Annotated in this window: 13 protein-coding genes; 9 read left to right on the plus strand and 4 right to left on the minus strand. The window is 62.0% G+C overall.

Translation table 11 applies throughout. From position 1 onward, the window contains the following. Positions 1-49: 49 nt before the first annotated feature. From urtB to ACQK2M_RS11860, 5 genes are all read left to right on the plus strand, one after another. Positions 50-1,666 carry an urea ABC transporter permease subunit UrtB gene (gene urtB / locus ACQK2M_RS11840; protein ID WP_425417984.1) on the plus strand — a complete coding sequence of 539 codons (1,617 nt, stop codon included), beginning with the start codon at positions 50-52 and terminating at the stop codon, positions 1,664-1,666. Next, positions 1,663-2,817, plus strand: a complete 1,155-nt coding sequence (gene urtC / locus ACQK2M_RS11845; RefSeq protein ID WP_425417985.1) for an urea ABC transporter permease subunit UrtC — start codon at positions 1,663-1,665, stop codon at positions 2,815-2,817. Before urtB ends, urtC begins: the two co-directional genes overlap by 4 nt. Then, a complete protein-coding gene (gene urtD, locus ACQK2M_RS11850; protein ID WP_425417986.1) occupies positions 2,814-3,566 on the plus strand; it encodes an urea ABC transporter ATP-binding protein UrtD in 753 nt (250 codons plus the stop codon). The genes urtC and urtD overlap by 4 nt, the downstream gene beginning before the upstream one ends. After that, entirely contained in the window at positions 3,566-4,264 is a 699-nt protein-coding gene (gene urtE / locus ACQK2M_RS11855; protein WP_425417987.1) for an urea ABC transporter ATP-binding subunit UrtE, read from the plus strand. The genes urtD and urtE overlap by 1 nt, the downstream gene beginning before the upstream one ends. Positions 4,265-4,345: 81 nt before the next feature. After that, positions 4,346-4,876, plus strand: a complete 531-nt coding sequence (locus ACQK2M_RS11860) for a dihydrofolate reductase family protein (protein WP_425417988.1) — start codon at positions 4,346-4,348, stop codon at positions 4,874-4,876. Positions 4,877-4,922: 46 nt separating this feature from the next. On the opposite strand, the gene ACQK2M_RS11865 is transcribed toward ACQK2M_RS11860, so the two are convergent. Together ACQK2M_RS11865 and ACQK2M_RS11870 are read right to left on the minus strand one after the other, a co-directional pair. Next, the gene (locus ACQK2M_RS11865) at positions 4,923-6,137 is read right to left on the minus strand and encodes an MFS transporter (RefSeq protein WP_425417989.1); all 1,215 of its coding nucleotides are present in this window, start codon (positions 6,135-6,137) and stop codon (positions 4,923-4,925) included. 142 nt (positions 6,138-6,279) lie between these two features. Continuing rightward, a complete protein-coding gene (locus tag ACQK2M_RS11870; RefSeq protein ID WP_425417990.1) occupies positions 6,280-7,173 on the minus strand; it encodes an AraC family transcriptional regulator in 894 nt (297 codons plus the stop codon). 220 nt (positions 7,174-7,393) lie between these two features. On the opposite strand from ACQK2M_RS11870, the gene ACQK2M_RS11875 reads away from it, so the two are divergent. The 3 genes from ACQK2M_RS11875 (at position 7,394) to cueR (ending at position 11,271) form a co-directional block, all read left to right on the plus strand. Then, on the plus strand, positions 7,394-8,377 hold the full coding sequence (locus ACQK2M_RS11875; protein ID WP_425417991.1) for a serine hydrolase domain-containing protein: 984 nt from the start codon (positions 7,394-7,396) through the stop codon (positions 8,375-8,377). Positions 8,378-8,462: 85 nt separating this feature from the next. After that, a complete protein-coding gene (locus tag ACQK2M_RS11880; RefSeq protein ID WP_425417992.1) occupies positions 8,463-10,856 on the plus strand; it encodes a heavy metal translocating P-type ATPase in 2,394 nt (797 codons plus the stop codon). A gap of 10 nt (positions 10,857-10,866) precedes the next feature. Then, on the plus strand, positions 10,867-11,271 hold the full coding sequence (cueR, locus tag ACQK2M_RS11885) for a Cu(I)-responsive transcriptional regulator (protein WP_223475252.1): 405 nt from the start codon (positions 10,867-10,869) through the stop codon (positions 11,269-11,271). On the opposite strand, the gene ACQK2M_RS11890 is transcribed toward cueR, so the two are convergent. Together ACQK2M_RS11890 and ACQK2M_RS11895 are read right to left on the minus strand one after the other, a co-directional pair. Further along, positions 11,268-12,071, minus strand: coding sequence for a creatininase family protein (locus ACQK2M_RS11890; protein WP_425417993.1), 804 nt, complete (start codon positions 12,069-12,071; stop codon positions 11,268-11,270). The two genes, cueR and ACQK2M_RS11890, sit on opposite strands and share 4 nt — an antisense overlap. Then, positions 12,071-12,469: a RidA family protein gene (locus tag ACQK2M_RS11895; RefSeq protein ID WP_425417995.1), complete on the minus strand. Its 399-nt coding sequence runs from the start codon at positions 12,467-12,469 to the stop codon at positions 12,071-12,073. The genes ACQK2M_RS11890 and ACQK2M_RS11895 overlap by 1 nt, the downstream gene beginning before the upstream one ends. Positions 12,470-12,705: 236 nt before the next feature. Between ACQK2M_RS11895 and ACQK2M_RS11900 the strand changes: the two genes are divergently transcribed. After that, a complete protein-coding gene (locus tag ACQK2M_RS11900) occupies positions 12,706-13,701 on the plus strand; it encodes an ABC transporter substrate-binding protein (RefSeq protein WP_425417996.1) in 996 nt (331 codons plus the stop codon). The last annotated feature ends 13 nt before the right edge of the window (positions 13,702-13,714 follow it).

Genomic DNA, 13,714 nt, shown 5'->3' on the forward strand with positions numbered 1-13,714 from the left:
GGCTTCCCGTTCTTTCCGACAAATTCTTATTGGGCGCGCCAGACCGACAATGCGGCTGATCCTATTTCTCACCGGCCTGCTGGCCATGATCATGGCTGTCACGGGACCGGTTCGCGCTGACGAGGCGGAACTGCGCGCCGCAATCGCCAAATTCGCCGAAGCCACGAAATTTTCCCAAACCGAGGCCGTGATCGAGGAGATCGCAGCTCTTGGCGACCCCGCCGCCGCGACGGCGCTGAACGAGCTCTCCGAAGGCCAGGTGATGGTGCGCGAGAGCGATGGCGAGGTCTTTGTCATCCGCGGCAAGGACGACAATGTCCAATTGCTTGATCCGCTGACGCTCGACGTCGTTGGCACCGCCACCGAAGACGATCTTCGCAAAATCAAGATCAAGAACTCCATTCGCCGGATGATCGCCGATGTCGTGTCCGGCCTGACATTGCGCGCGAAAGACCCGAAGATTCGGATGCAAGCCGCCGAGACGATCTTCTCGCGGCCTGACGAGGACATCATCGAAACGCTCGACGCTGTCATCGCCGAGGAGCAGGACGACCGGGTGCGTCAGGCCTTCATTGATGCACGCGCCGCCGCCGTTCTCGACTCCGATATGAGCGAAGTCGAAAAACTCGAAGCGGTCGATATTCTCGAAACACGCGGCGGGCGCGATGTCCTGCCGATCCTGACCACTGTCTCAAACAGCGATATCGCGACCGTCGCGGAAGCCGCTAAAACCGCGATCGCCTCGGTCGAGGAGCGATTGATGTTCTGGGCCGCCGGCCAGAACATCTGGTACGGTATTTCGCTGGGTTCCGTGCTTTTGCTCGCTGCGATCGGACTGGCCATCACCTTTGGCGTGATGGGCGTCATCAACATGGCGCATGGCGAGATGGTCATGCTCGGCGCCTACACGACCTTCGTCGTTCAGGAAGTGATCCGCAACTCCGCGCCCGGCATGTTCGATTATTCGCTGGCCATCGCGCTGCCGCTCGCCTTTCTCGTCGCCGGCACCGCCGGCTTCGTATTGGAACGCGGCGTCATCCGTTTCCTCTATGGCCGTCCGCTCGAGACGCTGCTGGCGACCTGGGGCGTATCGCTGATCCTGCAGCAGACCGTTCGCACGATCTTCGGACCGACCAACCGCGAAGTCGGCAATCCGTCCTGGATGTCGGGTTCCTTCGAGGTCGGTGAAATCCTGATAACCACGAACCGGCTCTGGATTGTCGTGTTCTCGCTGGTGGTCTTCGCGATTCTGCTCATCGTCCTTAAGCGGACCCTTTTCGGGCTGCAGATGCGCGCCGTGACGCAGAACCGTCCGATGGCGTCCTCGATGGGGATCGCAACGCCCTGGGTCGACGCGTTCACATTCGCGCTCGGCTCCGGCATTGCCGGTATCGCCGGGGTGGCGCTGAGCCAGATCGACAATGTCTCGCCGAACCTTGGCCAAGGCTACATCATCGACAGCTTCATGGTCGTCGTCTTCGGCGGGGTCGGCAATCTTTGGGGCACGCTGGTCGGCGCATTGACGCTGGGTGTCGCCAACAAGTTCCTCGAACCCTATGCGGGCGCCGTGCTGGCCAAGATCTTCATTCTCGTCTTCATCATCCTGTTCATCCAGAAACGTCCGCGCGGCCTGTTCGCGCTCAAGGGGAGGTCGGTCGAGACATGATCACCGGGTTCCTATTCCGCGCGCTCGACAAGAAGGCGATCTGGGTCGCGCTGGCGCTGCTTGCGGTGGCCGTGCTTGTGCCGCTGTCGAACGCCATGCTGCCGATCAACCACCCGCTGCATGTGCCGACACACATCATGGCGCTGTTCGGCAAGTATCTCTGCTATGCCATGCTGGCGCTCGCGCTCGATCTCGTCTGGGGCTATTGCGGCATTCTTTCGCTCGGCCACGGCGCTTTCTTCGCGCTCGGCGGCTATGCGATGGGCATGTATCTGATGCGCCAGATCGGCACCCGCGGCGTCTACGGCCACCCGACCCTTCCCGATTTCATGGTGTTCCTGAACTGGAAGGAACTTCCGTGGTTCTGGTTCGGTTTCGACATGTTCTGGTTCGCCATGCTGATGGTGCTGTTCGTGCCGGGACTGCTCGCTTTCGTCTTCGGCTGGTTCGCCTTTCGAAGCCGCGTCAACGGCGTCTATCTGTCGATCATCACGCAGGCCATGACCTATGCGCTGCTGCTCGCTTTCTTCCGAAACGAGATGGGTTTTGGCGGCAACAACGGCCTGACGGACTTCAAGGATATTCTCGGATACTCCGTGCAGGCGCAGGAGACCCGCGCCGCGCTGTTTGCGGCGACCGCGATCGGGCTGGCGATCGCCTTTATCCTGTGTTCGGGAATCGTCAATTCGCGTTACGGCAAGGTGCTGGTCAGTGTGCGCGACGCGGAAAGCCGCACCCGTTTCATCGGCTACCGTGTCGAACACATCAAGCTGTTCGCCTTCGTTGTCTCCGCAATGATCGCGGGCATCGCCGGTGCCCTCTATGTGCCGCAGGTCGGCATCATCAATCCGGGCGAGTTCGCGCCCGCCAACTCCATCGAGGTCGTTATCTGGACGGCGGTCGGGGGACGCGGAACGCTGATCGGTCCGATCATTGGCGCGGTGGCAGTCAATTTCGGGAAGAGCTACTTCACCGCCGCTTTCCCGGAGTTCTGGCTCTTCGCGCTCGGCGCGTTGTTCGTGGCGACCACGCTGTTCCTGCCCAAGGGCATTGTCGGGCTCTTCAATGAAGGCTGGACGCGTCTCAGGAGCGGCCGCGAGGCCGACCGCGCCGAAGAGACCCTGCAGCCGGGAACGGAGGCGGCGGAATGACCGAAAAGCTCACCAAGTCGCTGCTCTATCTCGACGGTGTTTCCGTTTCTTTCGACGGCTTCAAGGCGATCAACGAATTGTCGCTGACCGTCGAGCATGGCGAAATGCGGGCGATCATCGGCCCGAACGGCGCCGGCAAGACGACGATGATGGATATCATCACCGGCAAGACGCGACCCGACTCTGGCACGGTCCTGTTCGAGGGCGATATCGACCTGACGCGTCACGATGAATCCGCCATCGCGTTGCTCGGGATTGGCCGCAAGTTCCAGAAACCGACGGTCTTCGAAAGCCACACGGTCGAGGACAATCTGGAACTGGCGCTGAAACGCGATCACGGCATCTTCGCCACGCTGTTCACCGACACGTCCCCGGAGCAGAAGGAACGCATCGACGAGATCCTGGAGACGATCCGCCTCGGGCACCGCCGCTCGGAACTCGCCGCCGACCTGTCGCACGGCCAGAAGCAGTGGCTGGAGATCGGCATGTTGCTGGCCCAGGATCCGAAGCTTCTTCTCGTCGATGAACCCGTTGCCGGCATGACCGATGCCGAGACCATAGAAACCGCCAAGCTGCTGCGCGAAATCGCCGGCGAAAAGGCGGTGATCGTCGTCGAACACGACATGACCTTCATTCGCGATCTCGACGTCAAGGTGACCGTGCTGGCCGAAGGCTCGGTTCTGGCGGAAGGCTCGCTCGACCATGTCAGCGCGGACGAACGCGTGATCGAAAGCTATCTGGGGCGCTGATGACCGCACTGACCGTCTCCAATATCGACCTCTACTATGGCGCCGCCCAGGCGCTGCGGAGCGTCTCCGCCAAGGCCGAGTCCGGCAAGATCACCTGCGTCCTCGGCCGAAACGGCGTCGGCAAGTCGTCGCTCTTGCGGGCGGTGATGGGCCATCAGCCGATCCGCACGGGTGAGATCGCGCTGGACAGCGAAAAGCTCACCGGCGCGCCGCATCCACGCGCGGGCAGGGGTATCGCCTATGTGCCGCAGGGACGCGAGATCTTCCCGCTCCTGACCGTGAAGGAAAATCTCGAAACGGGTTATGCCCGGCTTCCGCGCAAGGAACGCAATGTCCCGGACGACGTGTTCGAGCTTTTCCCGATCCTCAAGTCGATGCTGTCGCGGCGCGGCGGCGACCTGTCCGGCGGCCAACAGCAGCAATTGGCCATCGGCCGCGCGCTGGTCACCCGCCCCAAGGTCCTCGTCCTTGATGAGCCCACCGAAGGCATCCAGCCGTCGATCATCAAGGATATTGGCAGGGCGCTTCAGTATCTTCGCGACGAGAAGGGCATCTCGATCCTGCTGGTCGAGCAGTATCTCGATTTTTGCCGCGAACTGGCTGACAAGGTCTACATCATGGATCGCGGCGAGATCGTCCATGAAGGCCCGGCCGAAAGCCTGGACGATCCGTCAGTGCGCCGACACCTGACGGTGTGAGGCAGGCTTCTACGGGAGTTGTCCCGTCTTGCGCAATTCGCTGAACAGCCTACCATCCGGCGGAAGCGAAGGTTTTTCGGCATGGCGAAATTCGTCTTCGGAATGAACGTGTCACTGGATGGCTATGTCGATCATGACAAGTTCGCGCCAGATGCGGTGCTGTTCCGCCACTGGATCGAGGCGGTCAGCGGCCTGGCCGGCAGCCTCTACGGCCGCCGGCTCTATGAGATCATGCGTTACTGGGAGGAGGACGATCCCGCATGGTCCGCCGACGAACGCGAATTCGCGGCGGCGTGGCGGAACCAGCCGAAGTGGGTGGTGTCGCGGTCGCTGCAATCGGTTGGCCCCAACGCAACGCTCATCACGAGTGATTTCGAGGCAGCGATACGGGAATTGAAGGCGCGACAATCCGGTGAGATCGACATTGGCGGTCCGGTCCTTGCGGGATACCTGACCGAACTCGGCCTGATCGACGAGTACCGGCTCTACGTTCACCCCTGCGTGCTTGGCGGTGGAGCACCGTTCTTTACCGGTCCGAGGCCGCCGCTGCGCCTGATGTCACATGATCTGATCGGCGACAGTGCCATCAGGCTGACATATGTGCCTGCCTGATCGTGCACCAGGTTTTGCATGAAGACATCGCTGTATGTGGGCGCTGTCATGCGTGTGACACCTTCATCCTGGGGCCGCGCGTTCTGATATAAAGCATGCCGACCACGAGAAGGTTCAGCGCGGCGGCATAGGCGGCGATCGAGTAGGCGAGGGAATAGCCGCCTGTCAGGTCGTAAAGGTAGCCGCCGAGATAGCCGCCATTTGCGTGGCCGAGCCAGCCGAACAGCGAGACGATCGCCATCGCCGACGCGCGCCGCGACGGGTGTGTGAGAGAAGCGATCGAGACGAGAACACCCGTCATGACCCCGGCATAGCCAAAGCCATAGAGCGCGGCGTAGACGTAGAATCCGGAGAGGCTTTCCATCCACATGAAGCCGTAGACGAGCAGGCCCATCCAGGCCGTGGCGGTCATGTAGGCGGGGAGCGCGCCGATGATATCGGCCAGCTTGCCGAAGGCGACTCGGCCGGCAATGGCGACCATCAGCATCAGGAAGATGACGCTTCCCGCTTCGTCGGCCGAAAAGCCTTTGTCCTGGCAAAGCGGCACGAGGTGCATCAGGGGTACCGACATGCAGGTGCAGCACAGGAGGATCGCCGCGCACATCGCGGGGATGACAAGCTTTGCCGGCGGGTAGGTCCTGTCTTCCGCCGCCCGCGCCGCAGCGCTTCTGGTGGATAGTGCCGGCGGTTGCCGGAGCAGCAGGGCCAAAGGAATGAGAACGGCGAGCATGACGGCCCCGGTCACCGCGAGCGCGCCACTGATCCCGAAACTCTTGATGAGGAACGACGAGGCGAATGGTACGCCGCCCTGACCCAGCGCCTGTCCGCCTGAGGCGAGGCCGATTGCGAGGCCGGCGCCGATCGGAAACCAGTTGCCGATCGATGCCATGATCGGCGGGAAGATGGCCGCCGCACCGAAGAATCCGGCGCAGAACATCAGCAGGTAGAATTGCCACAGCGCGGTGGCGAAGGATGCCGCGAGATAGCAGATGCCGATCGCGACTGCGCCAAACAGCACGACCGGGCGCGTTCCGCGCTTGTCGGCCTGCGGTCCCATGATCAGCCCGCCCGCCGCGAGCCCGATGATTCCCGCCACGTTGATCAGGGCAATATCGCCCCGATCCCAGCCATAGGCGTCCTCGATCGGCACGATATAGGCCGACATGCCGTTGACGATCGATCCCATTGCGATCGCGAGGATGAGCGCGGATGCGAACACAATCGTCCAGCGATAGGCCGACAGCCCTTCAGTGTCCCGCATCGTCTTGCTCCCCGCCAATGAATCGGAGCGGGAGACTAGCACTTTTCGGGAACGCGCGCCAAACTATGACAACCTTACGTAATGCCGTTGCCATGGGACAGGTCCGTCCGCTCCAGCGCATTCATTTGTCACAACCGGTCGACTAGGCAGCGGACACCTGCTCAAGAATGGCGACACCCGCATGCCGGCTCGGGGCTACGCCGTATTTCCTCGAATAGTCCCGGCTGAAATGGGTCGGGCTTTCGTAGCCCACGGCGAAGGCCGCTTCGGAAACCGAGCGCTGTCCGGCGAGCAATGTCTTCGCCTCGATCAGGCGGAGATCCTTCTGGTATTGCAATGGCGTCGTTCCGGTCACGGACTTGAAGTGCTCGTGGAAAGACGACGGGCTCATGCCGGCGGTCTTCGCCAGGTCCGGCACGCTGAGCGGCGAACGGAAATCGGTACGTACCTTGCGGATGGCCTTGGCAATCCGGCTTGCATGGCTGTCCGCGACAAGGAGGTTTCGCAGCATTCCGCCGATCGGCGAGAGCAGGAGGCGATAGTGGATCTCGCGCCGGATGGAAGGACCAAGCACCTTCGCGTCCAGAGGATTGTCCATCAGTTCGAAATACCGTGTCAGCGGCGCTATCCATGCCGGGTCGACCGGACCTGCGGCGAGCGAACGCACACTGCCGGAGATGGACTCCGGCGCATCGGCGACCTGTTCATAAAGGCTCCGCAACAGCCCCGGATCGAGCGGAAGGATCAGCGCGAGATAGGGTTCGTTTTCGCTCGCGCGGGTGATCCGGGACACGACGGGCAATTCATGGCTCACCAGCAAGGCGTCGCCCGGATTGAGTTCGACGGTCTGGTCGCCAATGGATGTCACTTTGCTGCCCTGAAGGATCAGGCACATGACGGGCTCGTAGACCTGGGCTTCGATACTGCTCCTTTCGTGCCGGCGAATAATGGACATGCCGGGTGGCAGTTCCAGATTTTCTCTCTCACGATCAAGGAGGTAGCGGTTGCTCATCTCGAGGAGGGGCAAGACATTCATGGTTTTCTCCTGAACGCAGAGCTTATCAGGCTTCGCGGTACCGTGCATCGGAAAACAGGCCGATCTGGAGGAATTGGCAGGTGTTACGGAGGATGTGGCAGGTGCGGCAGGCTGGGCCGGTGGCGTTAGCTGAGTGCCGCATGGGACGCGGAAGAACTCGCGACCACGAAGGACGCGATCTGCTGGTGAATCGCCGGCGCCATCGCACTACATAAGGGCGATGATTACACGACGCAGTTTCACTGCCGGCCTGATCGCCGGCACCACCTCCTCCCTCGTGTCGAAGGCGATAGCGCAGGAAGACGACATCGAGAGCGCGATCGGGCGTCTCGACCAGTTGCACTCGATCCAGGTCCAGATCGGCGGCGAGCTCTTATTCGCCGCCGCACCGCGCGGACCGGGGCTCGACCGTGTCGCAAACATCAAGTCCTGTTCGAAATCCATCGTTGCTCTGCTCCTCGGGACCGCGCTCACCCGTGGTGAGATCGAAAGCGTCACTGCAACGCTCGGCGAAATTGCGCCGGGTCTCGTGCCCGCGAACGCCACCGAGGGCGTCGAAGAGATCACGGTGGAGCATCTAGTGTCCCTGCGCGCCGGGCTGGAGCGCACCTCCGGGCCGAACTATGGCGGGTGGATCGCCTCGCGAGACTGGATCGCCGACCAGCTGACCCGGCCATTCGTCGCCGAGCCCGGCGGTCGTATGCTTTATTCGACGGGCTCGTTTCATGTCCTCGGAGCGGTTCTATCGGAAGTCACGGGGAAGAGTCTGCTCACGCTCGCGCGCGAACGTCTCGGCGCACCGCTCGGAATCGAGGTGCCAGCATGGACGCGCGATCCGCGGGGATATTATCTCGGCGGAAACGAGATGGCGTTGACGCCTCGCGGCATGTTGAAGATCGCGGTCATGATTCGCGACGGCGGCCGATTCGAAGGCGAGCAGGTCATCGCGCAAGACTGGATTGACGCTTCGCTGCAAGCGCGCGCCGTTTCTCCGTTTTCGGGCATGGGCTACGGCTATGGATGGTTCCTGACCGATAGCGGATATGCGCTGGCACGCGGCTATGGCGGCCAGGTTATCGCGGCGCATCGCGAAAGGGACCTTGCGGTCGCCATCACTTCGGATCCGACCCGGCCCGCGCGCTCGGGCGGATATTTCGGGGACATCATGGCGTTGCTCGACGGGCCGGTGCTGAGAACGGCTTAAAAAAGGAGTGTCCGGCCGAAGTCTCTTGACCTTCCAGTGACTGGAAGCCCTATCTCAGGATTACTAAGACTGGAAGGTTTGAAAAATGGACCATCGGGACCACGATCATCACGAGCACAAATCCGACGGCAGCTGCTGCGGATCGCACAAGGCTGAGGATAAGTCGGAGAGCAAAGCCGTCGAGGGCGAAACCGCAATCGATCCGGTTTGCGGAATGACGGTGAAGCTCAATGCGGGAAAACCCTCGCTGACATACAAGGGCGAGGAGTACCATTTCTGCAATCCGAAGTGCCACGACCGCTTCGAAGCCGATCCGTATTTCTTTCTCTCGGGAAACAACAAGAAGAAGAAAAAGGCCGAGAAGAAGAACGCGCTCTACACGTGCCCGATGGATCCCGAGATCGTTCAGGAGGGGCCGGGAACCTGCCCGATCTGCGGCATGGCGCTGGAGCCGATGAGCGGCGTGTCCGAAGGCCCTAACACGGAACTGATCGATTTCACCCGCCGGCTCTGGGTCAGTGCCGGCGCGGCGATTCCGCTGCTGATCCTGACCATGGGGCCGATGATCGGCCTGCCGGTGCGTGACTGGATCGGCGAGCAGATCGCCGTCTATCTCGAGTTCCTGCTCGCGACCCCGGTCGTGTTATGGGCTGCACGACCGTTCTTCCATCGCGGCTGGACGTCCATTGTCACGCGAAACTTCAATATGTGGACGCTGATCATGCTGGGCGTGGCGGCAGCCTATGCCTATTCCGTCGTAGCGACTTTCGCGCCGGGCCTATTTCCCGAGACCATGCGCATGGAAGGGGGGCATGTACCGGTCTATTTCGAAGCGGCCGTGGTGATCATCGCACTCGTCTTCGTCGGACAGGTCCTTGAACTGCGAGCGCGCGAGCGCACGGGCGATGCGATCAAGGCGCTGCTCGACCTCGCGCCCAAGACGGCGCGGCGGATCACGCCGGACGGCGAGGAATATGACGCGCCGCTGGAAAACATCATCGAGGGCGACCTCATGCGCGTGCGGCCGGGCGAAAGTGTTCCGGTCGATGCCGTGGTGAAGGAAGGCCGGTCTTCGGTCGACGAGAGCATGATCACCGGTGAGCCGGTCCCAATCGAGAAAGGCGAGGGCGACAAGGTCACCGGCGGCACGCTCAACAAGAACGGCACGCTGGTGATCGTGGCGGACAAGGTCGGCGAGGATACGATGCTTGCCCATATCGTCGAAATGGTCGCCTCGGCGCAGCGCTCGCGTGCACCCATCCAGGGGCTCGCGGATCGCGTGGCGTCTTGGTTCGTCCCGACGGTTGTGTCGGTCGCGGTCATCGCCTTTCTGGCATGGCTGTTGCTGGGGCCGCAGCCGGCCTTCGTTTTCGCCATCGTTTCTGCGGTCTCGGTACTGATCATCGCGTGCCCCTGTGCATTGGGCCTCGCGACGCCGATGTCGATCATGGCGGCGACCGGACGTGGCGCGCAGGCCGGCGTGCTGGTCAAGGATGCGGAAGCGCTCGAGCGCATGGCGAAGGTGGATACGGTGATCGTCGACAAGACCGGCACTCTGACCGAAGGCAAGCCGAAGCTGACCGACGTCCTGGCGCTCGGGGAACACGACGAGACAACGATTCTCTCGCTCGCGGCGGCGCTTGAGAAGGGTTCCGAGCATCCGCTCGCCGAGGCAATTATTGCGGGCGCCGAGGAACGCGGCGTCACAGTCGGCTCCGCGACGGATTTCGACGCTGTCACCGGCAAGGGCGTCAAGGGCACGGTTTCAGGCGAGGCTGTCGCGCTCGGCAACACTGCGATGATGGAGGCCGAAGGCATCGACGCGGACGCCGCGGCGGATGAGGCCGACAGGCTGCGCGGCGAGGGCAAGACGGTCATGCTGGTCGCTGTCGGCGGCAAGATCGCAGGCATGGTGGCAGTTGCCGATCCGGTCAAGGAGAGCACTGCCAGCGCGATCAGGGCGCTGCACGAAGCGGGCCTGCGGGTCATCATGGCGACAGGCGACAACGAACGCACGGCGAAGGCGGTGGCCGCGCAACTGGGCATCGACGAAGTGCGCGCCGGCGTGCTGCCGGAGGACAAGAAAGCACTGGTCGAGGAGTTGCAGGCCGCGGGCAGGAGTGTCGCTATGGCCGGCGACGGCATCAACGACGCGCCCGCGCTGGCTGCAGCGCATGTCGGCATCGCGATGGGAACCGGCGCCGACGTGGCGATGGAAAGCGCCGGCATCACGCTTCTGAAGGGAGACCTGCAGGGCATCGCCAAGGCGCGGAAACTGGCGCAGTCGACGCTTGCCAATATCAAGCAGAACCTGTTCTTCGCCTTTGCCTATAACTCCATCGGCGTGCCGGTGGCGGCGGGCATCCTCTATCCGCTGACCGGGACGCTGTTGTCGCCGATGATCGCGGCTGCCGCGATGAGCCTGTCGTCGGTCTCGGTCATCTCGAATGCGCTTCGGCTGCGGACGTTGAAACTCTAGGGAGGGTCACATGAACATTGGAACGGCCGCCGATCAGGCAAACCTGCCACCCAAGACCATCCGCTATTACGAGGAAATCGGCCTCGTCACCCCGTCGCGCGCTGAAAATGGCTATCGCGACTACTCGGAGAACGACGTGCACAGGCTGCGTTTCCTGCAAAGGTCGCGCAGCCTTGGCTTCACCATCGACGAGTGCCGGCTGCTGCTCTCGCTCTACGACGACAAGAACCGGGCGAGCGCGGACGTGAAGGCGGTCGCTCTCGAAAAGGTGACGGAGATCGACCGCAAGATCGCCGATTTGCAATCGCTGCGCGACACGCTCGCGACCCTGGCGAAGCATTGCCACGGCGACGGGCGGCCGGACTGCCCGATCATTGACGATCTGGCGGGCGAGGCGGCGAACGCAGCTACCTAGTCGTTCGTGACGATCCAGTCGGCGAGTTTCGCTTTCGCCATGTCGCCGATCAGTTCGACGAATCCCTTCGCCTGGTGCTCAGCAGTCAGGCGGCCCTTTTCTCCGGTCGCCTGGGCTGCTTCGCCGACCGCGCCGGAGGGATTCACGTCCTGGGCGATCCAGGCGAAGGCGTTCGGGCCGGTGTGGGCGATGTGGGTAAACTGCTTCTGTGCGTCCGCGACGCGGGAGGTGAAGTCCTCGGCCTTGTCCATTTGCACCGTATCGGGCGTGAAATGCAGCATCAGCGACGTTTCGACGTCGCCACCATGGATGCCGTATTTGCGCTCGTAATCGCCATAGAGGCCTTCCGGCACGCCAAAACGCATCCATGATGTCTTGGCGACCATCATGTTGTGACGCACACGCAACTCACGGGCGACAATGCCCATGATTTCCTCATTGCCGCCATGCGAGTTGACGATCACGAGCTTGCGGATGCCAGCGCGGGCGACCGAGGCGCCAAGGTCGTACCAGTGGTCGATTAGCGTGGTCGCCGAAATGGTCAGCGTGCCGGGCGAGCGGATGTGTTCGTTGGACTTTCCGACCGACTGGATCGGCAGAACCCGCATGTCGATCCCGTCCGGCATCAGCGGAAAGACAGTTTCCAGCATGCCGGCCATGATGGCGTGGTCGGTCGAGACGGGCAGATGCGGGCCATGCTGCTCGGTTGCTGCGATCGGCAGCACGGCGATCGCCCCGTCGGGATCGAGGTTCTCGAATTCGCCTGTCGTGAAGTCGCCCCACCAGAAACGTTTTGTCATCATTCCGTCCTCGCCGGTCCGGCGGCGATCGCCTCGATCTCGACGGTGAATTCCTCGCGGGCGAAGCCGGAAACGATCATCAGCGTGGAGGCGGGGGCCGGCTCGGAAAACAATTCGTCGCGCACGGCCATGTAGGGTTTGAGATGGTCTCGTCCGGTGACATAGGCATTGATGCGCACGATATCGGAAAGTCCCAAACCGGCCTCGTTCAGGATCGCCTCGATATTGGCGAAGCAGAGCCGCGCCTGGGCCCCGGTGTCTGCCGGTATGACGTCGTCAGCGTCGATGCCGAGCTGGCCTGAACACAGGACCAGCCGCATGCCTTCGGGGATTTCCACGCCGTGGCTGTATTTCGCAAAGGGGGGCCGGATACCGGCAGGGGTCAGATGGTTGAACACAATGGTCTCCGGTCAGAATCGCCGCTCATAATGCAAAGCGCACCCGCAAACTCAAGCGTGCTGTTTTTTTAAGCAGGATGCGATAAAACTGGGCTTGTGAAAGGGAGGCTTTGCGGGAAAGAAGCGGAAACTGAACGGTCTGCGCTGTCGCATGGCTGGCATATCACTTGCATCAATTGCCGAGGTTCAAAAAGCGTGGCTAACCGGCTGTGCGTCCAACTAATAGAGGTGTGAACGTGAAACGAGTTCTATTGATCACCACTGCCCTTGCGGCCGTTTTCTCAACCCAGGCCTTCGCCCTGGAAAAGGTCACTTTCGGCACCAATTGGCTCGCCCAGGCGGAGCATGGCGGTTACTATCAGGCTGTTGCCGATGGTTCCTACGAGGAATGCGGGCTCGAGGTCGAGATCATGCCCGGCGGACCGCAGGTCTCCGGCCGTCCGCTGATGCTGGCCGGCAAGATCGACTTCTACATGGGCGGCAACATGCTGCAGGCCTTCTCGGCCGTCGAGCAGGACATTCCGCTCAAGGTCGTCGCCGCGCATTTCCAGAAGGAGCCGCAGGTTCTGATGAGCCACCCCGGCGAGGGGCTCGACACCTGGGAAGAGCTGAAGAACGCCGAGCAGTTCATCCTAGGCGACGAGGGTTTCCAGACCTTCTATCAGTGGATGGTCAAGGATTTCGGCTTTGATGAGTCGAAGCGCATTCCGTACACGTTCAACCCTGCGCCGTTCATCGCCAACCCGAAGTCTGTTCAGCAGGGCTATATCACCTCCGAGCCCTTCGCGGTGGAGCGTGAGGGCGGATTCGTGCCGAACCTGTTCCTGCTCGCCGATTTCGGTTTCAGCACCTATTCCACGACGGTCGAGACCATGCAGGCGACGATCGATGAGCGTCCCGAGGTCGTGCAGTGCTTCGTCGATGCCTCGTCGAAGGGCTGGTACAACTACCTCTATGGCGACAACGCTGCCGCCAACGAGATGATTAAGAAAGACAATCCGGACATGACCGACGAGCAGATCGCCTTTTCGATCGAGAAGCTCAAGGAATATGGCATCGTCGATTCCGGCGACACGGAAGAGATGGGCATCGGCGCGATGACCGCCGAGCGGATCGCCGACTTCTACCAGAAGATGGTCGATTCGGGCGTCATGGACGCGGGCATCGATATTGAGAAGTCCTACACGCTGGAATTCGTGAACAAGGGCGTCGGCCTGGACCTGAAGAAGTAATCTTCGAAAGGCA

Origin of the sequence: Oricola indica, from assembly GCF_965227485.1 — a bacterium.
GTDB lineage: Bacteria > Pseudomonadota > Alphaproteobacteria > Rhizobiales > Rhizobiaceae > Oricola > Oricola indica.